The 25,822-nt window shown below is 70.5% G+C and carries 24 protein-coding genes; 18 read left to right on the top strand and 6 right to left on the bottom strand.

The features are described 5' to 3' along the window. The first annotated feature begins 177 nt into the window (after positions 1-177). The 4 genes from pabB to DWB77_RS35425 all read left to right on the top strand — a co-directional run bounded on the left by pabB (position 178) and on the right by DWB77_RS35425 (position 4,767). Positions 178-2,241 (top strand): aminodeoxychorismate synthase component I, encoded by a 2,064-nt coding sequence (gene pabB / locus DWB77_RS35440; protein WP_120726641.1) that lies wholly within the window; start codon positions 178-180, stop codon positions 2,239-2,241. Then, a complete protein-coding gene (locus DWB77_RS35435) occupies positions 2,238-3,200 on the top strand; it encodes a prephenate dehydrogenase dimerization domain-containing protein (RefSeq protein WP_120726639.1) in 963 nt (320 codons plus the stop codon). The genes pabB and DWB77_RS35435 overlap by 4 nt, the downstream gene beginning before the upstream one ends. Next, the gene (gene cmlD / locus DWB77_RS35430; RefSeq protein WP_120726637.1) at positions 3,197-3,508 is read left to right on the top strand and encodes a 4-amino-4-deoxychorismate mutase CmlD; all 312 of its coding nucleotides are present in this window, start codon (positions 3,197-3,199) and stop codon (positions 3,506-3,508) included. Before DWB77_RS35435 ends, cmlD begins: the two co-directional genes overlap by 4 nt. Before the next feature lie 80 nt (positions 3,509-3,588). After that, positions 3,589-4,767, top strand: a complete 1,179-nt coding sequence (locus tag DWB77_RS35425; protein WP_120726635.1) for a 3-deoxy-7-phosphoheptulonate synthase — start codon at positions 3,589-3,591, stop codon at positions 4,765-4,767. A gap of 82 nt (positions 4,768-4,849) precedes the next feature. Here the strand turns inward: DWB77_RS35425 and DWB77_RS35420 are convergent, their stop codons facing one another. Continuing rightward, complete coding sequence (locus tag DWB77_RS35420) at positions 4,850-6,058, bottom strand: Cmx/CmrA family chloramphenicol efflux MFS transporter (RefSeq protein WP_120726633.1); 1,209 nt, start codon at positions 6,056-6,058, stop codon at positions 4,850-4,852. A gap of 374 nt (positions 6,059-6,432) precedes the next feature. Between DWB77_RS35420 and DWB77_RS35415 the strand changes: the two genes are divergently transcribed. Continuing rightward, the gene (locus DWB77_RS35415) at positions 6,433-7,764 is read left to right on the top strand and encodes a cation:proton antiporter (protein WP_120726631.1); all 1,332 of its coding nucleotides are present in this window, start codon (positions 6,433-6,435) and stop codon (positions 7,762-7,764) included. After that, positions 7,761-8,516, top strand: coding sequence for a 4'-phosphopantetheinyl transferase family protein (locus tag DWB77_RS35410; RefSeq protein WP_120726629.1), 756 nt, complete (start codon positions 7,761-7,763; stop codon positions 8,514-8,516). Before DWB77_RS35415 ends, DWB77_RS35410 begins: the two co-directional genes overlap by 4 nt. Here the strand turns inward: DWB77_RS35410 and DWB77_RS35405 are convergent. After that, positions 8,477-9,481, bottom strand: coding sequence for a ParB/RepB/Spo0J family partition protein (locus DWB77_RS35405; protein WP_120726627.1), 1,005 nt, complete (start codon positions 9,479-9,481; stop codon positions 8,477-8,479). The genes DWB77_RS35410 and DWB77_RS35405 overlap by 40 nt on opposite strands. Before the next feature lie 688 nt (positions 9,482-10,169). On the opposite strand from DWB77_RS35405, the gene DWB77_RS35400 reads away from it, so the two are divergent. The 3 genes from DWB77_RS35400 to DWB77_RS35390 are packed head-to-tail and all read left to right on the top strand — an operon-like array spanning position 10,170 to position 12,441. Continuing rightward, positions 10,170-10,706 (top strand): hypothetical protein, encoded by a 537-nt coding sequence (locus DWB77_RS35400; RefSeq protein ID WP_246033746.1) that lies wholly within the window; start codon positions 10,170-10,172, stop codon positions 10,704-10,706. After that, complete coding sequence (locus DWB77_RS35395; RefSeq protein ID WP_246033745.1) at positions 10,706-11,224, top strand: hypothetical protein; 519 nt, start codon at positions 10,706-10,708, stop codon at positions 11,222-11,224. Before DWB77_RS35400 ends, DWB77_RS35395 begins: the two co-directional genes overlap by 1 nt. Beyond that, the gene (locus DWB77_RS35390) at positions 11,218-12,441 is read left to right on the top strand and encodes an MAB_1171c family putative transporter (protein ID WP_120726623.1); all 1,224 of its coding nucleotides are present in this window, start codon (positions 11,218-11,220) and stop codon (positions 12,439-12,441) included. Before DWB77_RS35395 ends, DWB77_RS35390 begins: the two co-directional genes overlap by 7 nt. A gap of 55 nt (positions 12,442-12,496) precedes the next feature. On the opposite strand, the gene DWB77_RS35385 is transcribed toward DWB77_RS35390, so the two are convergent. Beyond that, complete coding sequence (locus DWB77_RS35385) at positions 12,497-13,045, bottom strand: YciI family protein (RefSeq protein WP_120726621.1); 549 nt, start codon at positions 13,043-13,045, stop codon at positions 12,497-12,499. A gap of 197 nt (positions 13,046-13,242) precedes the next feature. Between DWB77_RS35385 and DWB77_RS35380 the strand changes: the two genes are divergently transcribed. Beyond that, positions 13,243-13,854 (top strand): endonuclease, encoded by a 612-nt coding sequence (locus DWB77_RS35380; protein ID WP_120726619.1) that lies wholly within the window; start codon positions 13,243-13,245, stop codon positions 13,852-13,854. Between the two features lie 223 nt (positions 13,855-14,077). On the opposite strand, the gene DWB77_RS35375 is transcribed toward DWB77_RS35380, so the two are convergent. Next, positions 14,078-14,548, bottom strand: coding sequence for a DUF5709 domain-containing protein (locus DWB77_RS35375; RefSeq protein ID WP_120726618.1), 471 nt, complete (start codon positions 14,546-14,548; stop codon positions 14,078-14,080). 376 nt (positions 14,549-14,924) lie between these two features. Beyond that, positions 14,925-15,086, bottom strand: a complete 162-nt coding sequence (locus DWB77_RS35370; RefSeq protein ID WP_120726616.1) for a hydrophobic protein — start codon at positions 15,084-15,086, stop codon at positions 14,925-14,927. A gap of 299 nt (positions 15,087-15,385) precedes the next feature. On the opposite strand from DWB77_RS35370, the gene DWB77_RS35365 reads away from it, so the two are divergent. After that, a complete protein-coding gene (locus DWB77_RS35365; RefSeq protein WP_120726614.1) occupies positions 15,386-16,930 on the top strand; it encodes an AMP-binding protein in 1,545 nt (514 codons plus the stop codon). Between the two features lie 116 nt (positions 16,931-17,046). Here DWB77_RS35365 and DWB77_RS35360 read toward each other — a convergent pair whose 3' ends face one another. Continuing rightward, entirely contained in the window at positions 17,047-18,018 is a 972-nt protein-coding gene (locus tag DWB77_RS35360; RefSeq protein WP_120726612.1) for a pectate lyase family protein, read from the bottom strand. Between the two features lie 343 nt (positions 18,019-18,361). Between DWB77_RS35360 and DWB77_RS35355 the strand changes: the two genes are divergently transcribed. From DWB77_RS35355 to DWB77_RS35325, 7 genes are all read left to right on the top strand, one after another. Further along, positions 18,362-19,018 carry a GntR family transcriptional regulator gene (locus DWB77_RS35355; protein WP_120726610.1) on the top strand — a complete coding sequence of 219 codons (657 nt, stop codon included), beginning with the start codon at positions 18,362-18,364 and terminating at the stop codon, positions 19,016-19,018. Then, on the top strand, positions 19,015-19,941 hold the full coding sequence (locus DWB77_RS35350) for a dihydrodipicolinate synthase family protein (RefSeq protein ID WP_120726608.1): 927 nt from the start codon (positions 19,015-19,017) through the stop codon (positions 19,939-19,941). Before DWB77_RS35355 ends, DWB77_RS35350 begins: the two co-directional genes overlap by 4 nt. Further along, positions 19,938-21,680, top strand: a complete 1,743-nt coding sequence (gene araD, locus DWB77_RS35345) for an L-arabinonate dehydratase (protein WP_120726606.1) — start codon at positions 19,938-19,940, stop codon at positions 21,678-21,680. The genes DWB77_RS35350 and araD overlap by 4 nt, the downstream gene beginning before the upstream one ends. A 90-nt stretch (positions 21,681-21,770) precedes the next feature. Next, positions 21,771-22,712, top strand: coding sequence for a carbohydrate ABC transporter permease (locus tag DWB77_RS35340; protein ID WP_120726605.1), 942 nt, complete (start codon positions 21,771-21,773; stop codon positions 22,710-22,712). Further along, positions 22,709-23,614, top strand: a complete 906-nt coding sequence (locus DWB77_RS35335) for a carbohydrate ABC transporter permease (protein WP_120726603.1) — start codon at positions 22,709-22,711, stop codon at positions 23,612-23,614. Before DWB77_RS35340 ends, DWB77_RS35335 begins: the two co-directional genes overlap by 4 nt. Next, complete coding sequence (locus DWB77_RS35330) at positions 23,611-24,780, top strand: Gfo/Idh/MocA family protein (RefSeq protein WP_120726602.1); 1,170 nt, start codon at positions 23,611-23,613, stop codon at positions 24,778-24,780. Before DWB77_RS35335 ends, DWB77_RS35330 begins: the two co-directional genes overlap by 4 nt. Beyond that, positions 24,777-25,637 carry a PmoA family protein gene (locus tag DWB77_RS35325; RefSeq protein ID WP_120726601.1) on the top strand — a complete coding sequence of 287 codons (861 nt, stop codon included), beginning with the start codon at positions 24,777-24,779 and terminating at the stop codon, positions 25,635-25,637. The genes DWB77_RS35330 and DWB77_RS35325 overlap by 4 nt, the downstream gene beginning before the upstream one ends. Positions 25,638-25,822: the final 185 nt, after the last annotated feature.

Genomic DNA, 25,822 nt, shown 5'->3' with positions numbered 1-25,822 from the left:
GGGGCCCGCGACGCTCCGGCTCCAGGGCATGCCTGACCCTCAACTCCCTTTCTTCTGGAGGGTGTTCTCCACTCCCCCGTCACGCCTCACTCCTCCCTTACCCGGCCCGCTCCCTCGGCCCCGCGAAGTGCCGTCCCTTGCGCCCCTCGGCGAGCCCCTCGAGACAAGGTGCCCATCATGCGCACGCTCCTGATCGACAATTACGACTCGTTCACCTACAACCTGTTCCAGTACATAGGCGAGGCGACCGGCCGGCCCCCCGTCGTCGTGCCCAACGACGCCGACTGGTCGCGGCTGCCCGTCGAGGACTTCGACGCGATCGTCGTCTCACCGGGGCCCGGCAGCCCGGCCCGGGCACGGGATTTCGGGATCAGCCGCCAGGCGATCCTCGAGAGCGGGCTGCCCGTCCTCGGCGTCTGCCTCGGACACCAAGGGATCGCCCAGCTCTTCGGCGCGGCCGTCGGTCTCGCCCCGACGCCGATGCACGGCAGGGTCTGCGAGGTGCGCCACACCGGGGAGGACGTCTTCAGGGGTCTCCCCTCGCCGTTCACCGCCGTGCGCTACCACTCCCTCGCCGCCACCGACCTCCCCGACGAGCTGGAGCCTCTGGCGTGGAGCGGCGACGGTGTCGTCATGGGGCTGCGGCACCGCGAAAAACCGCTGTGGGGCGTCCAGTTCCATCCGGAGTCGATCGGCAGCGACTTCGGCCGCGAGATCATGGCCAATTTCCGCGACCTCGCCCTCGCCCACCACCGGGCGCGGCGTTGCGCGGCGGACTCCCCGTACGAGGTCCATGTGCGCCGTGTCGACGTGCTGCCGGACGCCGAGGAAGTACGCCGCACCTGCCTTCCCGGCGACGGTCCCACGTTCTGGCTGGACACCAGCGCCGTCCTGGAAGGGGCCTCGCGCTTCTCCTTCCTCGGCGACGCCCGCGGTCCGCTCGCCGAGTACGTCACCTATCGGGTCGACGACGGTGTGGTGCGCGTCCGCGGCTCCGACGGCAGGACGACGCGGACGACGCAGCCCTTCTTCACCTATCTGGAGGAGCAGCTCGAACGCCGACGCGTGCCCGCCGCCGCCGGGTTGCCCTTCGAGTTCAACCTCGGGTACGTCGGCTATCTCGGCTACGAGCTGAAGGCCGAGACAAGCGGCGAACCCGCGCACCGATCGCCCCACCCCGATGCCGCGTTCCTCTTCGCCGACCGTGTGATCGCACTCGACCACCAGGAGGGCTGCTGTTATCTGCTGGCGCTCGACCGGCTCGGTCGGGACGACGGGGCACGGTCCTGGCTGCGGGAGACGGCCGAGGTCCTCACCGGTCTGGCCGTCCGCACCCCGGCCGAGCCCACCCCCGCCATGGTCTTCGGCGCCCCCGAGGCGGCGGCGGGCTTCGGCCCCTGGGCCCGGACACGCCACGACAAGGACGCGTACCTCAAGCGCATCGACGAGTGCCTCAGGGAGATCCGCAACGGCGAATCGTACGAGATCTGCCTGACCAACATGGTCTCGGCGCCGACGGAGACGGCGGCCCTGCCGCTCTACTCCGCGCTGCGTGCGGTCAGCCCGGTCCCCTACGGCGCTCTGCTGGAGTTCCCGGAGCTGTCGGTGCTCAGCGCCTCGCCCGAGCGCTTCCTCACCATCGACGCGGCCGGCGGCGTCGAGTCCAAGCCCATCAAGGGAACCCGTCCCCGGGGCGGCACGGCCGAGGAGGACGAGCGGCTCCGCACGGACCTCGCCGGCCAGGAGAAGGACCGCGCCGAGAACTTGATGATCGTCGATCTGGTCCGCAACGACCTCAACAGCGTCTGCGCGATCGGCTCCGTCCATGTGCCCCGTCTCTTCGAGGTGGAGACCTACGCACCCGTGCATCAGCTGGTGTCGACGATCCGGGGGCGACTGCGACCGGGCACGAGCACCGCTGCCTGTGTACGTGCGGCTTTCCCCGGTGGGTCCATGACCGGTGCGCCGAAGAAGCGCACCATGGAGATCATCGACCGGCTGGAGGAAGGCGCTCGGGGTGTCTACTCCGGTGCGCTCGGCTGGTTCTCCCTGAGCGGCGCGGCCGACCTCAGCATCGTCATCCGCACCATCGTGCTGGCGGACGGGCAGGCGGAGTTCGGAGTGGGCGGGGCGATCGTGTCGCTCTCCGACCAGGAGGAGGAGTTCACCGAGACCCTGGTGAAGGCACGCGCCATGGTCGCCGCCCTCGACAGCACCACGGCCGTGGCGGGCGCCCGATGAGCGATTTCGCCCACAGCGTCGTCGTCGGCGGAGGCGGGGCGGTGGGCGGCATGTTCACGGACCTGCTGCGGGAAGCGGGCAGCCGCACGGTCGTCGTCGACGTCACGGTGCCCGCGAGGGAAGGGGGCTCCTGTCTGGTGGCCGATGTCACCGCTCCGGGGCCCGAATTGGCGGCCGCTCTCGGCCGCGCGGACCTCGTCCTGCTCGCCGTCCACGAGGCGGTGGCCCTCAGGGCCGTGGCCCCGGTGACCCGGCTCATGCGGCCGGGCGCGCTGCTCGCCGACACACTCTCCGTCCGGACGGGTATGGCCGCGGAAGTCGCTGCCCGGGCACCGGATGTCCAACACGTCGGCCTCAACCCGATGTTCGCGCCGTCCGCCGGTCTGGCCGGCCGCCCGGTGGCCGCGGTGGTCACCCGGGACGGGCCGGGCGTGGCCGCTCTGCTGCGCCTCGTCGAACGCGGCGGGGGTCGGCTGGTGCGGCTGTCGGCGCGGGAGCACGACAGGACGACCGCGGCCACCCAGGCCCTGACGCATGCCGTGGTCCTCTCCTTCGGGCTCGCCCTCACCCGGCTCGGCGTGGACATCCGCACCCTGACGGCGACGGCGCCGCCGCCCCACCAGGTCCTGCTCACCCTGTTGGCCCGCGTGCTCGGCGGGCGACCGGAGGTGTACGGAGAGATCCAGTGGTCCAACCCCGGGGCCGCGTCCGCCCGGCGGGCGCTGGCAGAGGCGTTGCGCTCCTTCGCCTCGCTCATCGGCGACGACCTCGACTCCGTCGACTCCCTCGACCTTCTCGGGGGCGCGGTCGGGGACCCGCGTGCGGCCGCGGGTCTGGACGGTGTATTCGAGGAGCTCCGCCGGTTCCTCGGGCCCGGACTCGCCGTACGGCAGGAAAGCTGCCACGAGCTGTTCCGCACCCTCCAACGCATCGACGACGAAGGCGAGACGGATCGATGAGCGACCAGGACGAGCTGCGGCGACTGCGCACGGAGCTCGACGAGCTCGACGCAGTGCTGCTGGACACGCTGCGCCGCCGCATCGACTGTGGCGTCCGCATCGCGCGGTACAAGTCCCGGCACGGCGTTCCCATGATGCAGCCCGGCCGGGTCCATCTGGTCAAGGAGCGGGCCGCCCGTTATGCGGCCGACCACGGCCTCGACGAGACGTTCCTGGTGAACCTGTACGACGCGGTCATCACGGAGATGTGCCGCGTCGAGGACCTGGTGATGGACCGGGAGAGCGTGATGTCCCGGGACCGGCGGTGAGCCCCGCCCCGCCGCACCGCCCCGTACGACACCCACTACAGCCCCGCGGCACCGTGCCGTGGAGAGCGAAGGAGGCCACGATGCACGCGACCACGACGCTGGCGTCCCTGACCGGGCGGACGGCGGCCCAACAGCCCTTCTGGCCGGACCCGGACGCCCTCGACGCGGTGGAACGGGAGCTGGCCGGGCTGCCCGCCCTCACCACGGAGAACGAGGTCGCCGATTTGATGGGCGGAATGGGTCTGGTGGCCCTCGGCTCGGCGCTGGTGATCCAGGGCGGCGACTGCGCCGAACGCTTCCACGAGGCCGTTCCGGAGCTGGTGCGGCAGAAGGTGGACAACCTTCAGAGCCTCGCCGCGCTCATGCGGGCCGGCAGCGGACTGCCCGCGGTGACCGTCGGCCGTATCGCCGGCCAGTACGCCAAGCCGCGCTCGTCGCCGTTCGAGACGGAGGACTCGGGCTCGCGTCGCCGGATGCCCAGTTACTGCGGCGACGCCGTGAACGAGCCGGAGTTCGAACCGCTGGCCAGGGCCCCCGAACCCCGTCGGCTCCTCACCGCCTATACGTGCTCGCGGCTCGTCCTCGACGAGATCCGGCGCTCCTGGGCGGGGCGTCCCGTCCTCGAACGGGTCTACACCTCCCACGAGTTGCTCCTGCTGCCCTATGAGCGGCCGCTGGCGAGAGACGGCGCTCTCGGTACGTACAGCGGCTCCGCCCACTTCGGGTGGATCGGGGAGCGCACCCGCCGTGAGGACGGTGCCCATGTCGCCCTCGCCCAGGCCGTACGCAATCCGATCGGCGTCAAGCTGGGCCCCTCGGCGTCGCCGCAGGAAGCGGTCGCCCTGAGCCTGGCGCTGAACCCGGAGGGCGTTCCGGGGCGGCTGACGTTCATCGTGCGCTTCGGCGCGAAGGAGGTGGACCGGCTGCTGCCGCCGGTCGTCCAGGCGGTCGCCCGCCACGGCGCGCCCGTCGTCTGGCTCTGCGACCCCATGCACGGCAACGGGCTGAAGGTGGCCGGCCACAAGACCCGGTTGATCGAGCCGATGCGTGCCGAGGTCGCCTCGTTCACGAGGGCGCTGCGCTCACACGGGCAGTGGCCGGCGGGTCTGCACCTGGAATTGACCCCGGACCCGGTCACCGAGTGTGTCTCGGAGCGTGAGGAGTCGCCGCGGTTCACCGACTACCGGTCGACGTGCGATCCGCGGCTGAACGCCGAGCAGTCGGTGGAGATGGTCTCCCATTTCCTGTCCCTGCTCTGAGGCCCGCCGCGTCCACCGCGCACGCGTCCCCGGTGGTCCGTCCCCGCGAGGAGGGCGGACCACCGAGGACGGGGTGCGGCGGTCAGGAGCGGGCCTCCACCGGGCGCCCGGCCGGACGGTCTTCCGTGGCGCCGGCGCCGCCCTTGCCGGTGACGCCGAGGGCGCGGGCCAGTCCCGCCACGATCAGTGCGGTGGCGACGAGTACGGCGCTCACCACCAGCGGCGAGCGGTAGCCGTGGCCGGCGCCCAGGGCGAGACCGCCCAGGGCGGGTCCGGCGGCGGCGCCGACGTTCATCGCCGCGGTGGCGAAGCCGCCGGCCAGCGTCGGGGCGTTCGAGGCCGTGTACAGGGCCTGCGCGATGAGCGTGGAGCCCACGGCGAAGGAGAGCACCCCCTGGACGAAGACGAGGATCAGCGCCACCACGGGGTTGCCGGCCGTGAGGGCGAAGACCAGCCACCCCGCGAGCAGCACGGCGCCGCCGAGCGCGAGCACTTGGCCGGGACGGCTGTCCGCCAGCCGACCGCCCACGTTGACCCCGACGAAGGACCCGATGCCGAACAGCGCCAAGGTGGCGGGTACCCAGCCGGAGCCCAGATTCGTCACGTTGGTGATGACGGGCGTGAGGTAGGTGAAGGAACAGAACGTCGCACCGTTGACCAGCGCTCCGAGTACGAGCGTGATGACCAGCCGGGGTGTGCGCAGCGCCCGCAGCTCGTGGCGGACGCTGGGGGCCGTGGGGTCGACGGGTGTCGCCGGCACGGACCGCAGTACCGCGACGACCGCGGGGGCGGAGATGACCGCCACGCCCCAGAAGGCCGAGCGCCAGCCCCACACCTCGCTCAGTACGGCGCCGAGGGGCACGCCCGCGATGCAGGCGAGGGTGACTCCGCTCAGCAGGATCGAGGTCGCCCGGCCCTTGGCCTGGGGTCCGGCCATGCTCGCCGCGGTCGCGAGGCCGACGGCGAGGAAGCCCGCGTTGGCCAGTGCGGCCACCACCCGGGTGACGAAGAGGACCTCGAAGCTGTGGGTGAGGGCGCCCACGACATGGGCGAGGAGGAAGGTGATGAGGAAGGCGAGCAGCGCCCGGCGGCGCGGCCACCGCAGGCTCAACATCGCGACCAGCGGTGCGCCGACGATCATGCCGACGGCGAAGGCGGAGGTGAGCGAGCCGACGGCGGGGAGGGACACGCCGAAGTCGGCGGCCATGTCCTCCACGAGCCCGGAGAGCATGAATTCCGACGTTCCCTGGGCGAATACGGCCAGCCCGAGAACGTAGATGGCGAATGGCATGAAGAAGCTCCAACTACATCGCAGAAAGGGGATACGCGACGCATGGGCACAAGGCCGTGCGTTCGCGTGGGAGCCGTCCCGGAGTGAACTCAGGACGTGATCCCGCGATGCGGTGGATCCGTGGCGGATTCGCGATGCACTGCTCGGCCGAAGGGCCCAAGTGAGCAGGTTTGTCAGGGAGTTACGCGATCAGCCACCGGATCACCGGTGGCTCGCTTCTCTCCGACTCAGGGCTCGACATGCCACGCAACATAGCAACGCCCGGATCGCCGTGTCCAACGCATTGCCCACCCAGGCGCTCCCGCGCCCTCCGCCGTCCCCGACCGGGCACGGCACCGCCACCGCGGGCCCACCCCGCTGGAGAAGGAGTGTTCATGACCACCCATCAAACGGCCATGGTCATGGTCGATCTGGCGTTGGTCCTCATGTGCGCGCAGGTGCTCGGGCGCCTGGCACGGTGGTGCGGCCAGCCGGCCGTCATCGGCGAGATCCTCGCGGGCATCCTGCTCGGTCCGACGCTGTTCCACGGGGCGCTCTCCGACGCGCTCTTCCCCTTCGCCGTCCGTCCGATGCTCAGCACGCTCGGCGACCTCGGCATCGCGCTGTTCATGTTTCTCGTCGGGCTCGAATTGGACCACCGGCTGCTGCGCGGGAACAGGCGTGCCGCGGTCGGGGTGTCCGTGGGATCGATCGTCTGCTCGTTCGGGCTCGGGTCGATACTGGCGCTGTGGCTCTGGAACGGCCACGCGGTCGGCAACCGGCTCGGCTTCGTGCTGTTCATCGGCGCGGCCATGTCCATCACGGCCTTCCCGGTGCTGGCCCGCATCCTCACCGACCGAGGCATCCAGCACACCAGGGTGGGTGCGCTGGCGATGGCGAGCGCGGCCGTCGGGGATGTCGTCGCCTGGTTGTTGCTCGCGGCCGTCCTGACCTTCACGGGGGGCCAGAGCTCCTGGCTGGTCCTGCTGGTCCTGCCGTACGCGGTGGTCATGTTCACGGTGGTGCGGCCGCTGCTCGGCAGGTTCCTGACCTCCCGGGAGCCGCGTGCCACGGGCGCGGACGAGCACGGACCGGGAAGCGGGCCGGGTGCCGGGCCGCTCGCTGTGCTGACGGCTTTGTTGCTGGTCTCGGGCGCGCTGAGCGAGCGGCTGGGCCTGCACTTCATCTTCGGCGCGTTCCTCGCGGGTGCGGTCGTGCCGCGCCACGGCACCCAGCGGCTCCGCGCGGCGGTGGCCGACCGGTTCGAGACGATCACGTGGATGCTGCTGCCGGCGTACTTCACGGTGGCCGGTCTGAAGGTGGACCTGAGCACCGTGGACGGGGACGGGCTCGGGGAGCTGGGCCTGATCCTCCTGGTGGCGATCGGCGGCAAGTTAGGCGGAGCCTACCTGGGGGCGCGGGCCGCGCGACAGCCCGGGCGGGGGGCGATGACGCTGGGCATCCTCATGAACACCCGCGGCCTCACCGAGCTGGTCATCCTGGGCGTGGGACTACAACTCCACCTGATCGACACGGACTTGTACTCCCTGATGGTGGTCATGGCCCTTGTCACCACCGCCCTGACCGCGCCGCTGTTGCGCTGGGCCTATCCGCGCCAGATGGTCGACGCGGATCTGCGGTCGCTGGCCGCGGAGTGGGAGGCGGCGGCCCTCGAATCCGGGCCGGCCCTGCCCGTGGGCGCTCAGCGCTCGGAGACACAGCGGTGAGGCCCACGCTCCTGACCGGTCTGGTTCCCCAAGCGGCCCTGACCGCCGAGGAGTTCGGCGATGTGCCGGACGCCTGGATCTTCCCGGAGGAAGCGGCGGTGCTGAGCGGGGCGGCGGAGCGCCGACGCCGGGAGTTCGCCACCGTACGGCACTGCGCGCGGCTCGCCCTGACGTCGCTCGGGCGCCCGGCCGGACCGATGGTCCCGGGGGAACGAGGGGCGCCCAACTGGCCGGAGGGGGTGGTGGGTTCGATGACTCATTGCGACGGTTACCGCGCCGCCGCCGTGTCCCGCAGGCTCGACGTCGCAGCCCTGGGTATCGACGCCGAGCCCCACGCACCGCTGCCGCCGGCCCTGCTGCGCCGGATCACCTCGCCGTCCGAGCGCGATCGGGTGACGGCGCTGCGGCGCGTTCGTCCCGCGCTCCACTGGGACCGGTTGCTCTTCAGCGCCAAGGAGTCCGTGTACAAGGCGTGGTTCCCGCTGACCGGGACCTGGCTGGACTTCCGAGAGGCGGAGCTGGCCTTCGACCCGTACCGGCAGTCCTTCCGCGCCCGTCTGCTGCGGACCGCGGAAGATGACGAGGGGCGGCCGCTCGACTCCCTTCACGGACGATGGCGGATCGACCGGGGGCTCGTCGTGACCGCCGTCGCCCGCGCGGGGACGGGCCCCGTCTGGAGGGAGCCCGCCGCCACCGCCACTCGCGGTCTGCGTCAACCAGTCAGGGAGTCCTCGACGCACCGCAACTCCTGAGCCATTCCCCTGAGGTCGTCGGCGCAGGCGGACAGGATGTCGGCGACCGCGCTCCGGCCGTGCAGGGGGATGGTGGGGGCCAGGCGCCGCCACTCCTCCGTGGTCCGCAACTGGGTGTGCAGCCGGTGCAGGACAAGCCGGCCGCTCTCGCTGAGCCGCAGCGAGGGATCCTTGCGGAGTCCGTCGAAGAGCGTGATGCGGCGAGCGAGATCGGGCGCGGTCACCCGGCCCGTGGTGTCCTCGTCCACGGTCGGTGACGGTACGGGAGCCACGGGGGTGGCGGGATCGTTCGCGCCCACGGAGCGGTCGGTACGGCGGCTCTCCGGTATCGCGGGCCGCCCCTGGGCCAGCCGGTGGCGCACGTCACGGGCGGTTCCCACGGAGATCCCCGCCTGCTTGGCGATCTCCCGCAACGAGGCTGACGGGTTCTGCCTGATCACTTCCGCGGCCACCCGGCGTCCCTCGGCGGTGGTCGCCGGACGGACCCGGCCGTCACGGCCGACCCGCGCGTCAGGCCTGGCGTCGGGGTCGGCGATCTCTTTGCGCAACGCGCCCACACCTGTCGCGTTCCAGCCGATCCTCTCGGCGATGCTGCGGTCGGACCACTGGGGGTGGGTGCGTAATATCCGCGACGCCGCCTCCTTTCGCTCCTCGCTGGAGAGCGGAAGGCCGTGCCGCGTATTGGACTCCACGGCGATCAGGAAGGCCGCGCGGTCGTCGCCCTCGAACCAGTGCGCCCCGATGGTGTGTTGGCCGCGCAGCTCCGCGGCCCTCACCCGGTGCATGCCATCAATGACCCGCAGGGTCGCCCGGTGCACCAGGATCGGCGGGAACTCGGCCTCGCTCTCCGCGAGTGCCCGTATGTGTGCCTGGTCTAGGGCGAAGCGTGGCGAGTCGGCCGGCAGCAGGGTGTGTATGTCGATGTCGAAAGTCGGTGCCTTACGTTCAGCGGATATCGCGGACATCAATGCCTCCAGAAATGCACGTCATCCATGACAGGAACGGTGGGACGGCACCGTCACCGCGGGCACGACTGAGAGGCGCGGACGCACGGCGGCGGCTCGGGGGGATCCACCGCGCCGGGACACGCGGGGATGAAGAGTGGGGGGTGGGGTTCTCAGGTGGGGGTGGGGGCGCCGGACCACGGGACTGGGCAGCGGCGAAGGGCCGGTGGGCGGCTCGCGGTACGGAGCGAGGGGGAGGGGGAAGGGCGGGGGGGAAGGGGCGAGCGAATGCGAGGGGTCAACTACCTTGGCGACGTGCGCCGTTGGCGTCGCAACCGGACGGTCCGACGAGGGTTGTCGTCATGATAGAGACGACCGGCGACCGGCGCCGCGCGTCGTCACCGAGGCGCCTCATGGGGACACCGGACTCTTCGACTCCCGGCCCTGAACCGGTTGACCCACCAATCCTGCGTGCCGTGGGGATGCACCATGAGATCGAGGTCCTTTCGAAGCGTGGGCGACGTCCGGCGAGCGCTGACCGTAACCGCAGATGACGCTAGGTCAGCGCATGTTCTGACGTCAACATGTCCGCTGGCGCGGACGGTCCTGTCCGCCGTCCCTCCTGCCCTCGGTCGCTCTTGTCCGCTCCGATGAACAGGGATACACATGGCCTATGTCTTCGGGAGCGTCTTCGGAAGGAAGGGAACGCATGGGTGGGGAGCCGCCGGAACGCAATGAGGTCCGTCCGTTGCTGCGGAAGTTCGATCAGCGGCTCACCGAACTGATCCACGCCTTCTACCCCAATGAACAGCAGCGCCCGGGATACGCCCGCCTCGCCCGTGAGATCAGTGCCGCGACCGGTGGCTCCATCTCGGGGACGTACCTGTGGGAACTGGCCTCGGGCAAGAAGCGCAACATCACACTGGAACAACTCGACGTCCTCGCCCAGTTCTTCGGGGTCCCGCCCGAGTACTTCCTCAACGAGGAGGTGTCCCAGCGGGTGAAGGCCCAGCTCGCCCTCGCCACCGCGCTGCGGGACACCAAGGTGCGCAGCCTGGCGATGCGGGCCTCGGGGCTGTCACCGGCCGCCCTCGACTCGCTGCTGACCATCGTCAACGAGACGAGGAAGGTGCAGAACCTCCCCGAGATCGGTCAGCAGGGATCGGGCACGGACGGCGACGCCGAGGAGGCGACGCGGCACGTGACGGGGAAGCCCCCGAACCCGGCGCCGGGGGGCGGTAGTTGATGCGGTCCGTGCCCCTGCAACGGCGCTGTCGAAGGCTCGCCGAACAGGTCCAGCTCCCCCAACCGTTCACCATCGCGAGCTTCCGCGAGCACGTCGCCGCGCAACGCGGCCGCCCGCTGTACCTCCATGCGTTACCCCTCGAGGTCGCGACGGACGGAGCCTGCGGCCTCTGGCTCGCGACGGACGTCGACGACCACATCTTCTACGAGCAGCACACCTCGGCGCTCCATCAGGAACACATCGTGCTGCACGAGTTCGGCCACATGCTCTGCGACCACCAGCCGGTGGCGGGAGAGAGGGACGAGGGGGATGCCCTGCGCGCGGTGTTACCCGATCTCGATCCCAGCGTGATCGGGCGTCTCCTCGGGCGCACCAACTACTCCACTCGGCAGGAGCGCGAGGCCGAACTGCTCGCGAGTCTTCTGCGCACCAAGGCCGACCTGCCACTACGACGGGAGCGGCACGACCCGCTCGCCAGGCTGAGTTCGGCCCTCGGCGTCGGGGACCCGGGGTGCTGACGTCACACCTGGCCGCCTTAGGCGTGTGGCTCACCTACCCGAGCTGTCTCTGTCTGTGTCTGGCCGTGCTCCTGCGTGCCGCGCCGTCCCTGCGGGCCACGGATCAGCGCGGGCTGTGGCTGGCCGTGACCACCGCGGGCGGTGCGATGGTGCTGGACCTTCCCGCCGTCACGGGGTTCGCCAGCGAACTGGCCGGCACCAGCCATGTGGTCGACCTGGTGAAGAACCTGACCGGAGTGGTCTCGGCGGGCGCGGTCCTGTTCTTCGTCTCCACCCCCATGGGAAGCCGTCGGCTCCAGGTCGGACTCTGCGGCGCGATCGGCACGACGCTGCTCGTCCTGACGGTCCTCGACCTCACCGCGCCGGCGCATGCCTCCCATTCGGCGATCGCGGCCGGGGGCCCTTCGCCGTCCTTCGCGTACTGGGTGATGCTCGCCTCCACCCATCTGGTGGCCGACTGCGTGTGTGTGGTCGTCTGCTGCTGGTTCGGGTTGCGCACGGATGTGCGCCCGCTCGCCGCCGCCCTGTGGCTGTTCGCCTCGGGCACCGCGTGCGCCGCGCTCTTCTGGCTGGGACGACTGCTGGGCCCGATGCTGGACGTTTCCTGGGCGGCGCCCTACTTCCCGCTCCTGATGAACCTGCACGCACTGCTACGCGCGACGGCCATCCTGGTGCCCGCCGCCGTCGCGCTCGCCGCCGGCCTGGCCGACGCCCGCACCGCCTGGCGGCTCTGGCCCCTGTGGCACGAACTCGTGGGCGCCGTCCCCCATGTCGTCCTGACCAGGCGCCGCACCCGTCTCCTCGAACTCCTCTGGCCGCCGATGCCGCGCCGACTGCTCGCCTATCGCAAGCTCATCGAGATCCGGGACGCCATGCTGGAACTCGACCACTACGTTCCGCCCGGGCTGGCCCCGCTCGCCCGTGACCACGTCGAACCGTTGGGCCTCGCCCCCGTCCAGGCCGAGGCGGCGGTCCTGGCGTGTGTGATGAAGGAGGCCCGCCGGGCGAAGCTGTCGGGTCACCCCCGGTGCGAGCTCCCCGCGGAGTCGTTCGGCCGGGAGGAGTCGCCGCAGCTCCTCCCCCACCAGGAGCAGGCGACGACCCTCACGGCCGAGAAGACCCACCTGATCGAACTGGCCCGCGCCTACGCCTCTCCGGCCGCCCGCTCGTTCGTCCCCCCTGTACGCACGCGCACACCCCAGCACTGGAACGGCTGAGGCGTGAACGTCGCGTGCGGGGTTCGCGGGCGGATCGGGGCGCCCTGTCGGTGGGTTACGACCGGCCGCCGAACTGCCAGCGGTGGACCTCGACGGTGGCGTACTGGTCGACGGTGAGGACCGCACGCGCCGAGTCCGCGTCGGGCGCCCGGACGAGTGCCGCCGTACCGAGCCACGCGGTGCCGTCGTCGGACAGGAGCGGACCGTAGGCGATCAACTCGCCGGTGTCTCGCGGCAGTTCGAGGTCGACGGCCTCCCCCGCACCGAGGCCGAGCACCAGAAATCTGGCGCCCTCCGTCCGGCCGCCGGGGAAGTCCCACATGGTGCGCCCGAGTATGTTGCGCCAGCGCCGCAGCAGGACGTCCTGGTAGACGCCCGCCTGGTAACCCGGCTCGTCGAAGACGAACGCGCGGGCCGCGGCGGCGTCGGGCAGGTCGATGATGTGCACGCTGCCGGTGGGCTCTTCGCCGTCGTCGGTCATCGTGGGACCGCGGGCGATGAGCTCCTTCCCGTACTGGTCCATGTAGGACCAGTGGTCGTGCAGCAGCTCGTCGCGCAGGGCGAGGGAGCCGGGCCGGTCTCGGTGGTAGCAGAAGAACTCCATGAGGGCAGACTCTCCCCGAAGCGAGCGGCCGCCTCAACCCGGTTTGCCGGTGGGGGGTTCTCGGCACGATGCGTACGGCTCGCGTGCGGCTGGACATCTCCCGGGGCGCAGGGCGCGGGTGACCGGTGGCGGCGGGTGCGGCGGTTATGTTCGGAAGCGACCGTCGAGACCGGCCCCACCCGAGGAGCGAGGCTCTGATGAACACCGAGGACACGCTGGCCGAGCTGCTGCGCGAGCACGGTCGGAGCTACGCCGAGGAAGCGGGCATCACCCTTCGCGACAAGCCGTCCCCGCTCTACCAGCTCCTGGTGCTGGCCGTGCTGTGCTCGACGCGGATCAAGGCGGACATCGCGACCGACGCCGCCCGCGAACTGTTCCGGTCGCGGCTGCGCACCCCTCGGGTCATGGCGGACACGGACTGGCAGACCATCGTGGACGCGCTGGGCCGAGCCCACTATCGCCGCTACGACGAGAGCACCGCCACGGCCCTGCTGGAAGGGGCCGAGGTAGTTCTGCGGCGCTGGGGCGGAGACCTGCGCCGACTGCGCGACGAGGCGAACGGCGACCCCGAGGCCGTACGCGAGCTGCTTCAGGAGGTACCGAGGATCGGCCCGGTCGGCGCGGGGATCTTCTGCCGCGAGGCGCAAGGCCTCTGGCCCGAACTCCGCCCGTTCTTCGACGACCGCGCGCGCGAGGCCGCCTCCTCGCTGGGACTTCCCCGCACCGACGAGGGCCTGGCCGGTCTCGTCGCTCCGGACGAGCTTCCCCGCCTGGCCTCGGCGCTGGTCCGCTCGGGCCTCCAGCACTGAGGCCCACGAACGGCCCGTGGAGCCGGGACCCACCATCGCCCCGTAAGGCCGGGCGCGACCGCCGCCCGGGACCACCGAAAAACCTGCGAGGCCGACAGGCCCACATGCTGCCAGGCCCACAGTCGGCAGCATGTGGGCCTGGCACATAGAGGCCGGCAGCATGTGGGCCTGGCACATAGAGGCCGGCAGGCCCGTCGGCCTCGCAGGTCGAAACCCGTAAGGCTCAGAGGCGGTCGTCGTCCTCGGGCCACGCGCTCTCGGCGTCGTCGATCAGGTGCACCGCCGCTTCCTCGGCGGACGCGGCACCTCCGTCAATGCCCATGTCCGAGCCCAGCATGTCCTTCTCGGCGTCCTCGTGGGCTCCTTCGTCGGGTGCGACGAGCCGCCCCGCGCGTTCGTCGCCGACCTCGGCGTCGGCCAGTTCCGCGTCCTCGTCGTCCAGGTCGAGCTGAGGCTCGGGGACTTCCTCCGCGAGCCGCTCGTCGAGGCTCTCACCGTCATGCTGTTCGCGCGCGGTGGTGCCGGTGTGGTTCACCGCGAGAGGGCGCTCGGGCGGGGACCAGCCCTCGTCATAGGGGTCGGCTCCCCGGTCGTTCAGCGTGTCTTCCGGGTCCAGGATTCCGGCGTCCTCCACGACCCCGTCTCCGCCTTCCGGCTGGTAGACGTCATCGGCCCGCTCGTCGTCGGCTGCCATCACACACGCTCCTGTTCGATCCGTAACGCTGCGTCGCCGCCCCGCCTTCACGGCACTGCGAGCGGTCGACCGGTCCCGTCTCCTGCACGGGCCCGCCCAGGACGCGTTTCCACCTTCATCCAGTTCACACCCGGCCAGGTGGACCCTCAACCCGGGTCACCGCCGACACGCCCGGTCGCCCGCGGCCCGGGCGACCGGAGCGGCTGCCGTGCCCTTGGAGGCAACCGGTTCCCGACTGCGGCGCCGGCAACCGCCCCGGCGCCTGACGCCTACCCCTATGTGCGGACATTGCACGTGTCGGCAGCGACGATTCCCGGACACGACTGTGGGGCCCCCGCCATACCGGCGGGGGCCCCACAGCGTTGCGGTTGCTGGTCTACCAGCGATACCAGCGGCCGCTACCGCCCTTGGGACGGGCCACGAATCCGATGACCCACAGCACCAGCACCACGAGCGCGACCCACCAGAGGATCTTGAGCGCGAAGCCGGCACCGAAGAGGATCAGTGCGAGAAGAAGAACGAGAAGCAGGGGAACCATGATTATCAACCTCCGGAGCTTCGAGTGCCCCGGAACGTTCGAGCCATGCAAGGTGACTTGATTTTTTGCTTATGTCGATGGGCGTACACCCCCGGCCGGCCCACCTATGGGCCGGTCGACCTGCGAGACATCGACAAGACCTGGGGCACCCGATGCAATCCAGCCAGCGCTCGCCCGGCCGCACTTGGAGACGTGGATCAAGGAGCACTAGGGTGTTTTGGTTGCCTCCAGCAACCACCTGTCCGGGCGGGACACCCGCACCGCATGACCGGCGTACCGCGCGCCAGAAGGAACGCACCATGGCCTCAGACACCCAGCCCTTCCGCACGTACGTCGAGGAGAGCCTCGACGCGTTGGCGGGGGACCCCGGGCGCGACGTCCTCCTCCATCGGGAACGGCGGGTCACCGCGGGCGAGTTCCGTGACCTCGTCCACCGGATGGCACGCGCACTGCTCGCCCGGGGCATCGTCCGCGGGCAGACCGTCACCCTGCTGTGCGGCAACCTGCCGGAGACCATCGCGGCACGCTATGCGGCCCATCTGATCGGCTGCCGGGTCAATCACCTCTACAACAAGCTTTCGGCCGATTCGCAGGCGGCCATCGTGCGCGATGTCGAGACCCGCGCGTTGATCGTCGACCCCCGCCACCTGGACCGGGCCGTCGACATCACGGAGCTGGTCCCCGGCCCGGACGTCCTGGTGCTCGGCCCGGCGAAGGTGGGCAGGGACCTCCTGGAGCTGGCGGCCGAGCAGTCCGCCGAACCGCTGACCGGCCTCGCGCGACCGGACGACGTGTGCACCATCCGGCACACAGGAGGCACCACCGGCCACCCCAAGGGCATCTGCACCACCTATGAACAGGTGCGGCCGGCTCGTGGGGCAACGGCGGGCCCCGGGGAAGAGCCGCCCCGGCTGCTGGTGTGCACCACCCTCGCGCACGCGGCCGGAATGTTCGCCGACGGTACGCTGCGCGGCGGCGGATGCGTGGTCCTGCTGGAGGAGTTCGAACCCGCCGCCGTACTGGCGGCCATCGAGCGTGAGCGCATCAGCCACCTCTTTCTGCTGCCGCCCCTGCTGTACCAGCTGATGGACCACCCCGACTCGGCCGTGCGAGACACCTCCACCCTGCGCAGCATCGTCTACGGAGGCTGCCAGTCCTCTCCCGCCCGCATCGCCGACGCCATCCGCCGCTTCGGCCCCGTACTGGTCCAGTTCTACGGCCAGAACGAGGCCGGCGGCATCAGCCTGCTCGGTCGCGAGGACCACGACCCGCTCCGTCCGGACCGGCTGCGCTCCGCCGGCAAGGTACTGCCCGGGGTGGAGGTCGCCATCCGGGACGAGAGGGGCCGTGACCTCCCGACAGGGGAGCACGGGGAGATCTGCGTGCGCTCCCCCAGCCTCATGAAGGAGTACTGGAAGCAGCCCGAACTGACCGCTCAGGTGCTGCGGAACGGGTGGTTGCACACCGGCGACATCGGATTCCTCGACGGCGAGGGCTACTTGACGGTCGTGGACCGCCTCAAGGACATGATCGTCGTGGTGGGTGGCCATGTGTACACCACCGAGTTGGAGGACCTCCTCAACTCGCACCCCCAGGTCCTCCAGAGCGCCGTCTTCGGAGTTCGTGACGCCGACCGCATGGAGCGGGTGCACGCCGCCGTGGTCCTCGCGCCCGGCAGCACACTCGAAGCGCGCGACTTGCGCGACCTGGTGCGCGAGGAACGCGGCGCCATGTACGAGCCGACCGTCATCACCCTCTGCGACGCGCTGCCGCTGACCGATGCCGGAAAGCCTGACAAGAAGCGGCTGCGGCAGCAGGCCGAGCGGCAGTTCAGCCCGGCCTGAGACCCGACGCCCGGAGCGGGCGGGATCCGAGGGTTCGGGCCCGTGGCCGCTGCTCGGCGTGGCCCGCGCCGAGCAGCGGCGGTGAACTGGCTTACATCGCAGGCCAGTTGATGCCGTCAGAGCTTTCCGGCGCCCGCCCCCGAGGTCACCGACGCGACGACGGACGAGGCCGGTTCGGCCGTGTAGGCGTAGGGCGGTGTGGTGAACGAGCCTGTTCGGGAGACTTCGAGGGTGGCGCCTCCGAGGTCGTTGCCCCGCAGGTTGGCGTAGCCGTCGATGCTGCTGTCGCGGCTGGTGGTCACGGCGACCTTCGTCGAGCGGAAGACGTTGTTCTCGACGAGCATCTGGGCGCCCATCCGGGAGTGCACGGCGGTGTCCGCGCCTTCTACGTAGTTGTCGTAGAAGTGTCCGGTGCCGAACCGGAGGCTGGGGATGCGCGAGTGGACGTTGCTGAAGTGGTTGTGGTGGTACGTCACATGCAGGTGCCCGGTGTCCTCGGAGGCGTTCTTGTCGCTGTGCCCTACGAGTGACCCCTTGTAGTGGTCCTTGAAGGTGTTCCAGGACACCGTCACGTAGTCCGAGCCGTGAGTGATGTCGACCAGTCCGTCGTAGTAGTCCTTGCCGTGGTCGAGGTCCGACGAGAACGTGTTGTGGTCGATCCACACCTTCGTCGAGGTCTGCACGGTGATGGCGTCCGCGGGTGCCACCGCCTTGCTGATGTTCAGATTGCGGATGACGACGTTGCTCGCGCCCTTCAGACGCAGGCCGCCGCCGGTGAACCCGGAGCCCGAACCGACGCCCAGGACCGTGGTGTTGGAGCCCACGTCGACCTGCCCGGCGAGCTGGATCAGGCCGCTGACCTTGACGACTTTGGCGCCGCCGCCGGTGACGGCGGTCTTGAACGCGGCGAGGGTGGAGACGGTGACCGGCGCGGCGTTTCCGCCACCGGTGGTGCCGGCGCCGAAGCCGACGGGCGCGGTTTCGGCGGCGCCCGCTGAGTGCGGAAGCGCGAGCGAGGCCGTGGCCGCTAGGACGGTGGCGGCGACGAGGAGGGCGCGGGGACGGTTGCGGGGGGTGTGCACGCGCATGACGACGGGTCCCTTCGGACGGGGATGTGGCCCAGCGGATCGGGCGCTGCGGAGTGAAGTCCGGCAGTTCAGTGTGGTGAACGACGTTCTGATACCTGATGTACTCAAGGCGCGGGCATGCGCCGCAACTGCCGGTACGTCAGCGCATGCCGCAGGGCGAGCAATCGGGGGTCACACTGGTGAATGGAACGTAGGGGGAAAGCGCTTTCTCGTCAACGGCTCCGACGGATCCGGTGCCAGAACGTCAGAACCGTTGACGGGCCCGCCGATCGCCTCTACTTTCATCGCGTCGTACCTGATGCGTCATATATGAGACGCGATACGCGAGAGTCGAGAGGTGCGCATGACCTCTGTGCCCACACCCATCCCCTCCCGGACCCAGTTCGTCCTCGAGGCCGTCAAGCACCGCATCCTCACGGGCCAGTTGGCGCCGGGACAGGCCCTGGTCGAGGTCGAACTCGCCGCGCAGTACGGGGTGTCCAAGACCCCCGTGCGCGAGGCCCTCAAGACGCTCGCGGGCACCGGGCTCGTCGTGATGAACCAGTACAAGGGCGTCACGGTACGCATGGTGGACGCGGACATGGCGCGCGAGGTGTACGACGTGCGCCTGCTCCTGGAGCCCGAGGCGCTGCGCCGCACCGTGCACAGCGGGGCGGCCCTGGACGCCGCGCGCGAGGCTCTGGAGCGCGCCGACTCCGCGACGGACACGGCCGAACGCTCCCTGGCCAACCGCGAGTTCCACCGCGCTCTGTACGTCCCGTGCGGCAATCCGCTGCTCGCGCGGATGCTGGACGAGGTGCGTGACCAGGCGGCTCTGGTGTCGGCGGTGGCCTGGGCGGCCGATCCCTCCTGGGAGCTCGAGGCCGGGGAGCACCGGGAGATCCTGCGGCGCGCGCTGGCCGGCGACGCGGACGGCGCTTCTCTGGCCCTGCACGCCCACATCGCCTCGTTCGTCGAGCGGGCCTTCCCCGCGCCGCGCCGGGAGGACATGCCGATATGACGCTGCCTCAGGAGGCGTTGCGCGCGGCCCTGTCGGATGTCGTGGCCATCCCCGTGACCCCGTTCGCCGAGGACGGCTCCGTCGATCAGGACACCCATCGGGCGCTGCTGCGCCGACTGCTCGACGGCGGGGTGCGTACGCTCACGCCGAACGGCAACACCGGCGAGTTCTACGCTCTGACGCCTCAAGAGCGGCGCCTGGTAACCGAGTTGACCCTGGCGGAGGTTGCCGGGCGGGCGGTGGTTCTGGTGGGCGTCGGGCACGACGTGCCGACCGCCATCGGCGCCGCCCGGCATGCCCGGGACGTGGGCGCCGCCATGGTGATGGTCCATCAGCCAGTGCACCCGTACGTCGCCGCGGGCGGCTGGGTCGACTACCACCGGGCCATCGCCGATGCGGTACCGGAGCTCGGGGTCGTCCCCTACATCCGTAACGCGGGCCTGGCGGGCAGGCACTTGGCGGCGCTCGGTGAGGCGTGCCCGAACGTGATCGGGGTGAAGTACGCGGTGCCGGACGCGGCGCACTTCGCCGCGTTCGCCCGGGACGCGGGCCTCGACCGTTTCGTCTGGGTGGCCGGTCTCGCCGAACCGTACGCGCCGTCCTACTTCTCCGCGGGCGCGACCGGGTTCACGTCCGGTCTGGTGAACGTCGCGCCCACGATGTCCCTCACCATGATCGAGGCGCTCCGGGCGGGTGACTATCCGGCGGCCATGCGGGTGTGGGAGCGGATCCGTCGCTTCGAGGAGCTGCGCGCCGTGGACTCCTCCGCCAACAACGTCACCGTGGTCAAGGAGGCTCTGGCCGTGCTCGGTCTGTGCCGGCGCGATGTCCGCTCCCCCAGCAGACTCCTGGAGGATCCCGAACGCGCCGAGGTCGCCACCATCGTCAAGGAGTGGGGCGCGGTCGCGGGGTGGGACGCATGAGCCGTTCGACGTCACGCACCCGGCCGCCCGAGGAGCTGCGCAGCCATCAGTGGTACGGCACCGACGGGCTGAGGTCGTTCAGCCACCGGGCCCGCACCCGGCAGCTCGGCTATCTGCCCGAGGAGCACCTCGGCAAGCCCGTCATCGCGATCCTCAACACGTGGTCCGACATCAACCCGTGCCATGTTCATCTGCGCGAGCGCGCCCAGGCCGTGAAGCGGGGAGTGTGGCAGGCGGGGGGATTCCCCCTCGAATTCCCGGTCTCCACCCTGTCGGAGACCTTCCAGAAGCCCACCCCGATGCTCTACCGGAACCTTCTCGCGATGGAGACCGAGGAGTTGCTGCGCTCCTATCCGGTGGACGGCGCCGTGCTGATGGGTGGCTGCGACAAGTCGACGCCGGCGCTGCTCATGGGGGCCATCTCCGTCGACCTTCCGGCCGTGTTCGTTCCCGCGGGGCCGATGCTGCCCGGCCATTGGCGCGGCGAGGTGCTCGGCTCGGGCACGGACATGTGGAAGTACTGGGACGACAAGCGGGCGGGTTTGATCGGCGACTGTGAGCTGGCCGGCCTGGAGAACGGTCTGGCCCGCTCCCCCGGCCACTGCATGACCATGGGCACGGCCTCCACGCTCACCGCCGCCGCGGAGGCGCTCGGGGTGACGGTTCCCGGCGCCTCCTCCATCCCCGCCGTCACGTCGGAGCACGACCGCATGGCTGCGGCCTCGGGCCTGCGGATCGTGGAACTGGTCCACCAGGACCTGACGTTGTCCAAGATCGTCACCTCCGACGCCTTCCAGGACGCGGTGACCACGGTCCTCGCGCTCGGCGGTTCCACCAATGCCGTGATCCATCTGATCGCGATGGCCCGGCGGGCGGGGGTGGAGCTCGGCCTCGACGACTTCGACCGTCTCGCGCGGTCCACTCCGGTGCTGGCGAACGTGCGGCCCGGCGGGGACACCTATCTGATGGAGGACTTCCACTTCGCGGGCGGGCTGCCGGGCCTGCTCTCCCGCATCCCCGATCTGCTCCATCTGGACCGGCCGACCGTCTCCCATGACACCCTGCGAGAGCAACTGGCCGCCGCCGAGGTCCACCACGACGACGTGATCCGGCCTCGCGACCGTCCGGTAGCGGCCGAGGGCGGGCTCGCGGTGCTGCGCGGCAACCTGTGTCCGGACGGCGCGGTCATCAAGCACATCGCCTGTGAGCCGCGCCTGCTCAAGCACACCGGTCCGGCGGTCGTCTTCGACGACTACCGGCAGCTCCAGCGCACCATCAACGACCCGTCGCTGGGCATCACCGCCGACAGCGTCCTGGTCCTGAGAGGGGCCGGGCCCAAGGGGGGTCCGGGTATGCCCGAGTACGGCATGCTGCCGATCCCCGACCATCTCCTCAAAGAGGGGGTGCGGGACATGGTGCGGATCTCCGACGCCCGGATGAGCGGCACTTCCTACGGGGCGTGCGTGCTGCACATCGCCCCCGAGTCCCATGTGGGCGGCCCGCTCGCCCTCGTCCACACCGGCGACCTCATCACCCTCGACGTGGAGGCGCGCAGCCTTCAACTGGAGTTACCTGATGGAGAGTTGGAGCGGCGAAGGGCTCAGTGGGCTCCGCCGCCCGCCCGGTTCGAGCGGGGATACGGAGCGCTGTACGCCGATCAGATCACCCAGGCCGACACCGGCTGCGACTTCGCCTTCCTCGCCCGCCCGGGCAGGGTGCCGGACCCCTACGCCGGCTGATCCACCCCCGCCCTTACCCCCCTTTTTGTTCGGCATGTCGAACAACGTGCGGCAACCGCTTGCTCGCGCCCTGGAGAACGGAGTCCCGACATGGCCCAAGCCGTCGCCGTGGCCAAACCGCCGCCGCACCGGCCCGGCAACCGTCGCCGCACGGGAGCCACCCCGCGGCGACTGCCCTATCTGCTCATCGCGCCGGCCGCGCTGCTCATGCTGGGCTTCATCGCGTATCCCGTCCTCAGCGTCTTTTACTACAGCCTCCAGCACTTCAACCCCGCCAAGCCGTGGCGCAACGGGTTCGCCGGCTTCGACAACTTCACCAAGGCGTTCACCGAGGACCCCGAGTTCTGGCACAGCCTGGTGTTCAGCCTCCAGTGGGTCGTCGTCCAGGTCGTGTCGCAGTTGCTCCTCGGCCTCGGGCTCGCGCTCATCGTGAACCAGACGTTCGTGGGCCGCGCGCTGTCCCGCGCGCTCGTCTTCTCACCGTGGGCGGTCTCGGGCGTCCTCACCTCCTCCATCTGGATGCTGATCTACAACTCCCAGACGGGCGTGAGTCGTTACCTCGCGGAAGCGGGGATCGGCACCTACGGGACGTCCTGGCTCTCCGACACCGCGAGCGTCTTCCCCGCCGTCGTCACCGCCGAACTCTGGCGCGGCGTCCCCTTCTTCGCGATCCTCATCCTCGCCGACCTCCAGTCCGTGCCGAAGGACCTGTACGAGGCGGCCGAGGTCGACGGCGCGGGACGGCTGCGGCAGTTCTTCCACATCACCCTGCCCCACCTGAAGGACGCCATCGTCCTGTCCACGCTGTTGCGGGCGGTGTGGGAGTTCAACAACGTGGACCTCCTGTACACGCTGACCGGTGGCGGGCCCGCGGGCGAGACCACCACGCTGCCGCTGCGCATCGCCTCCATCGCCGTGGACTCCCACGACTTCGGCTATGCCTCGGCACTCACCTCCATCGCCTTCGTGATCCTCCTGTTCTGCTCGATGGCCTATCTGCGGCTCAGCAAGTTCGGAGCGCAGGAGAAATGATCACTAAGGAAGCCGAGATGACGGCCGCCCCAACTCCCCTCGTCGATAGGCCCGTTGGCCGTAGGGTCGTCCGTCCGGACCGACGCCGCGCGTGGGACGAGGTGCCTCGGCCGCACATCTACCTCCCCCTGGGTCTGTACCTCCTGTTCACGCTCGTGCCCTTCTACTGGATGCTGCTCTTCGCGTTCCGGCCCACGGGTTCCTCCTCGCTGGTGCCCTGGCCGCTGACGCTGGAGCACTTCGACAAGGTGTGGAACGAGCGGAGCTTCGCGCTCTTCTTCAAGAACAGCCTGATCGTCGGAGCCCTGTCGATGCTCCTCACCACCGTCGTGGCGCTCGCCGGCGGTTACGCCCTGGCGCGCTTCGACTTCCGGATCAAGCGTGGCTTCCTGCTCGTGCTGCTGTGTTCGCAGTTCATCCCGGGCGCGCTGATGCTGGTTCCGCTGTTCCAGATCTTCGCCAACCTACGGATGATCAACTCGCTGGGCAGTGTGATCGTCGCCGAGGCCGTCTTCCAGCTCCCGCTCTCCATGATCCTGATCAGTGGGTTCATCAAGAACGTGCCGTACTCGTTGGAGGAAGCCGCCTGGGTGGACGGCTGCGGGCGCTTCCGGGCCTTCTGCGCGGTGGTCCTGCCCCTGCTGCGACCCGGCCTGATCGCCGTCGGGTCCTTCGCCTTCGTGCACAGCTGGAACCACTTCCTGTTCGCGCTCATGTTCCTGAGCGACCAGGGCAAGCAGACGATTCCCGTGGGCCTCGCCACCTTGATGGGCGCGGACAGCGTCGACCTCGGCGCGCTCGCCGCGGGTGGCGTCATCGCCGCCCTCCCGGTGGTTCTGGTCTTCGCCTTCATCCAGAGGTGGCTGGTCACCGGGTTCAGCGCCGGGGCGGTGAAGGGATGAGCCTCCACCGGGAGCCGGTCCCGCTGGTCCTCGCGGGGGCGCGCGGCCATGGGCGCAAACACCTGGACACCATCCGCCGGCTCGCCCTGAGCGGCCGGGTCCGGCTCGCCGGGATCTGTGAACTCACCCCGCTGTCCGGCGCCGAACTCGACGGTTTCGGTGCCCCCGAGCAGTCCACCGACCTCACGGCGCTGCTCCGTTCCACGGGCGCCCGGGTCGTGGTGATCAGCACGCCGATCCACACCCATACCGCGCTCGCACTGTCCGCCGCCGAGCACGGCGCGCACGTGCTCCTGGAGAAGCCGCCCGCCCCTTCGTACGCGGAGTTCCAGCGGCTGGCCGACGGGATCGAGGCGGCGGGCATCGCGGTTCAGGTCGGCTTCCAGTCGCTCGGTTCGCACGCGATCGACGCGATACGCGATCTGGTCGCGGACGGGGTGATCGGCGATGTGCTCGGCATCGGCGCGGCGGGTCCCTGGACGCGCGACGAGGCGTACTTCCGCCGGGCGCCCTGGGCCGGGCACCGCCGCCTGAACGGCGACGACGTCGTCGACGGCGTCCTGACGAACCCGCTGGCCCACGCCGTCGCCACCGCGCTCGCCCTCGACGGATCGACCGGCGCGGGGGACATCGAAGCGATCGAGACCGAGTTGTTCCGCGCCCATGACATCGAGGCCGACGACACCTCGTACGTGGCCATCACCACGACGGCGGGACGCCGGATCGGTGTGGCCGCCACCCTGTGCGCCGAGCACCCCGACGAGCCGTATGTGGTGGTGCACGGCAGCCGGGGCCGCGTCACCTTCTGGTACAAACAGGACCGCGTCCTGGTGCAGCGTTCGGGACACGGCCCCGAGGAGTCGTTCCACGGCCGCACCGATCTCCTCGTCAACCTCCTCGACCACCTGGAAGGCCGTGCCGCCCTCCTGGTTCCCCTGCGGGCGACGGCCGCCTTCATGAGGGTCGTCGAGGCGGTGCGCGACGCACCCGATCCGGCCCGCCTGCCCCCCAAGGCATGGATGCGGGTCACGGATGAGGAGGGGTCCGCGCGCCGCGTGGTGCACGGCATCGACGCTCTGGTGGCCGCCTGCGCCGACACGCTCGACGGTTTCGGCGCCCTGGGGGCACCGTGGGCCGGGGCCCCGAAGGAGGCGGACGCCTTATGAACTCCCGTACAGATCAAGGGGTTTCGGCCCTCACGCTGAGCTGTTCCGGTTGTCCGGTCGCGCGCTACATCAGCCATCCGCCGGCCGCGCCACGTCTGTCACCGCGCCCCTTCCTCCATCCGGTCACCACCCTCGCCGGCACGGTCGTCACCGCGCACCGGCCCGCCGACCACCCCCACCACACGGGGGTCTCGGTGGCCGTGGCGGACGTGGACGGGCACAACTTCTGGGGCGGCCGCACCTTCGTACGCGGCCAAGGCCCCACCGAGCTCGACAACCACGGCGCCCAGCAGCGGCAGTCCATCGAGCGGCGCGGCGCCGACGGGTTCGTCGAGGAGCTCGTGTGGCGGGCCGGCACCCATGAACTGTTACGGGAGCGCCGCACGGTCTCGGTCGCTCAACTCACCGGCGCAGCCTGGGCGTTGGACTTCGCGTTCCGTCTCACCAATCCCTCGCCGAGAACCGTCACCCTGGGCAGTCCGGCGACCAACGGCCGCCCGGGCGCCGCGTACGGCGGCTTCTTCTGGCGCGCCCCCAAGGAAGAGGACGCCCCCGAGGTGTTCACATCGGACGCCTTCGGAGAGCGCGCCGCGCACGGGTCACCCGCCGCCTGGCTCGCGCTCGCGGGCAGGAGATGGACCCTCGTCTTCGCGGGAGCCACCGACGAGACCCGGCGCGACCCGTGGTTCGTGCGCGCCACCGAATATCCCGGCGTCGGTTCGTCGCTCGCATCGACTCGCCGCCTCGCCATCGCGCCCGGGACGTCCGTCATGCGCCGAGTGGTCACGGTCGTCGCGGACGGGCGACTCGGTCCGGGTCCGGCGCGGGCGCTGGCCCTCCAGGCGGTGGCCGCATGAGCGCACATGCCGCGCCGGGCGCGCGATCCTCGGCGACGCGCACTCGGGGCTCGACCCGAGCGCCGCACCGGCAGTGCAATGGCGCCCACCCCTGCCCGGGCGTCGACGGCCGAGGCGGTCGATCCGCTCGGCGCTGTCCCCCACGGCTGGGCACCGCGGCCCCGTCAACTCACCTGACTCAGCAG

The organism is Streptomyces hundungensis, from assembly GCF_003627815.1.
In the GTDB taxonomy this organism is placed as follows: domain Bacteria; phylum Actinomycetota; class Actinomycetes; order Streptomycetales; family Streptomycetaceae; genus Streptomyces; species Streptomyces hundungensis_A.
The sequence above is the reverse complement of the archived record's forward strand: the minus strand, read 5'-3'. Positions and strand labels throughout refer to the sequence as shown.

Coding starts and splice junctions, on each gene's coding strand:
- pabB (WP_120726641.1), top strand. CDS start 178: ATGCGCACGCTCCTGATCGACAATTACGACTCGTTCACCTACAACCTG.
- DWB77_RS35435 (WP_120726639.1), top strand. CDS start 2,238: ATGAGCGATTTCGCCCACAGCGTCGTCGTCGGCGGAGGCGGGGCGGTG.
- cmlD (WP_120726637.1), top strand. CDS start 3,197: ATGAGCGACCAGGACGAGCTGCGGCGACTGCGCACGGAGCTCGACGAG.
- DWB77_RS35425 (WP_120726635.1), top strand. CDS start 3,589: ATGCACGCGACCACGACGCTGGCGTCCCTGACCGGGCGGACGGCGGCC.
- DWB77_RS35420 (WP_120726633.1), bottom strand. CDS start 6,058: ATGCCATTCGCCATCTACGTTCTCGGGCTGGCCGTATTCGCCCAGGGA.
- DWB77_RS35415 (WP_120726631.1), top strand. CDS start 6,433: ATGACCACCCATCAAACGGCCATGGTCATGGTCGATCTGGCGTTGGTC.
- DWB77_RS35405 (WP_120726627.1), bottom strand. CDS start 9,481: ATGTCCGCGATATCCGCTGAACGTAAGGCACCGACTTTCGACATCGAC.
- DWB77_RS35400 (WP_246033746.1), top strand. CDS start 10,170: ATGGGTGGGGAGCCGCCGGAACGCAATGAGGTCCGTCCGTTGCTGCGG.
- DWB77_RS35395 (WP_246033745.1), top strand. CDS start 10,706: ATGCGGTCCGTGCCCCTGCAACGGCGCTGTCGAAGGCTCGCCGAACAG.
- DWB77_RS35385 (WP_120726621.1), bottom strand. CDS start 13,045: ATGGAGTTCTTCTGCTACCACCGAGACCGGCCCGGCTCCCTCGCCCTG.
- DWB77_RS35380 (WP_120726619.1), top strand. CDS start 13,243: ATGAACACCGAGGACACGCTGGCCGAGCTGCTGCGCGAGCACGGTCGG.
- DWB77_RS35375 (WP_120726618.1), bottom strand. CDS start 14,548: ATGGCAGCCGACGACGAGCGGGCCGATGACGTCTACCAGCCGGAAGGC.
- DWB77_RS35370 (WP_120726616.1), bottom strand. CDS start 15,086: ATGGTTCCCCTGCTTCTCGTTCTTCTTCTCGCACTGATCCTCTTCGGT.
- DWB77_RS35365 (WP_120726614.1), top strand. CDS start 15,386: ATGGCCTCAGACACCCAGCCCTTCCGCACGTACGTCGAGGAGAGCCTC.
- DWB77_RS35360 (WP_120726612.1), bottom strand. CDS start 18,018: ATGCGCGTGCACACCCCCCGCAACCGTCCCCGCGCCCTCCTCGTCGCC.
- DWB77_RS35355 (WP_120726610.1), top strand. CDS start 18,362: ATGACCTCTGTGCCCACACCCATCCCCTCCCGGACCCAGTTCGTCCTC.
- DWB77_RS35350 (WP_120726608.1), top strand. CDS start 19,015: ATGACGCTGCCTCAGGAGGCGTTGCGCGCGGCCCTGTCGGATGTCGTG.
- araD (WP_120726606.1), top strand. CDS start 19,938: ATGAGCCGTTCGACGTCACGCACCCGGCCGCCCGAGGAGCTGCGCAGC.
- DWB77_RS35340 (WP_120726605.1), top strand. CDS start 21,771: ATGGCCCAAGCCGTCGCCGTGGCCAAACCGCCGCCGCACCGGCCCGGC.
- DWB77_RS35335 (WP_120726603.1), top strand. CDS start 22,709: ATGATCACTAAGGAAGCCGAGATGACGGCCGCCCCAACTCCCCTCGTC.
- DWB77_RS35330 (WP_120726602.1), top strand. CDS start 23,611: ATGAGCCTCCACCGGGAGCCGGTCCCGCTGGTCCTCGCGGGGGCGCGC.
- DWB77_RS35325 (WP_120726601.1), top strand. CDS start 24,777: ATGAACTCCCGTACAGATCAAGGGGTTTCGGCCCTCACGCTGAGCTGT.